Annotated in this window: 2 protein-coding genes; both read left to right on the forward strand. The window is 66.9% G+C overall.

Going from position 1 to position 753, the window contains the following annotated elements; all coding sequences use genetic code 11:
• Positions 1 to 607 (forward strand): 5-formyltetrahydrofolate cyclo-ligase (locus tag AC1DVR_RS23785; RefSeq protein ID WP_478003092.1); only part of this gene is annotated, 607 nt, incomplete at its 5' end.
• The coding region (locus tag AC1DVR_RS23790; RefSeq protein ID WP_478003093.1) for an NnrS family protein at positions 604 to 753 on the forward strand (150 nt) is incomplete at its 3' end. The genes AC1DVR_RS23785 and AC1DVR_RS23790, both read left to right, overlap by 4 nt.

Below are 753 nucleotides of genomic sequence, written 5' to 3' on the forward strand. Positions count from 1 at the left end.
TGTTGACCCCGAGCAGGCCCATGACGTGGCGGTCTGGCGCAAGGCAGAACGCCAGCGGTTGCTGGCGGAGCGTGCCGCGATGCCGGTGGAAACGCGCCATCTCGCATCGCATGCCATCGCGGACCATCTGGACCGGGTGCTGGCGGAGCGGTTCGGGTCATTGCGGGGGCTGACGATTTCCGCCTGGTGGCCGATCAAGGCCGAACTGAACCTGCGCAGCTGGCTGGCGGGCCTTGCGGCACGCGGGGCGCGGGCTGCTCTCCCCGTCGTCATGGCGCAAGGCGCGCCCCTGATCTTTCGCCCCTGGGCCCCTGAGACACGGATGGAACGCGGGTTCTGGAACATTCCGATCCCAGCCGAAGGGCCAGAGGTAACGCCCGACATCACCCTCGCCCCTGTCGTAGGCTGGGACGCGCAGGGCTACCGGCTTGGCTACGGCGGCGGCTCTTTTGACCGGACTCTGGCCGCTCTGTCACCCCTCCCCCATGCGATTGGCGTGGGCCTTGATGCCGCCCGCGTCTCCACGATCTTTCCGCAACCGCATGACATTCCCATGCAGGTCATCGTGACCGAAACCGGCCTTCACATCCCGAAAGAGCAGACATGACCACCTCCGCCGAACAAATGCGCGCCTGGACCGGACCCGCGATCCTGAGCTATGGCTTTCGCCCCTTCTTCCTGTTGGGGGCTGCCTGGGCCGCGCTGGCGATGGTGCTCTGGGTCTTGATGCTGTCGGGCCATGCTGTCGTCGCG

Source organism: Rhodobacter sp. P2_H5, assembly GCF_056403335.1.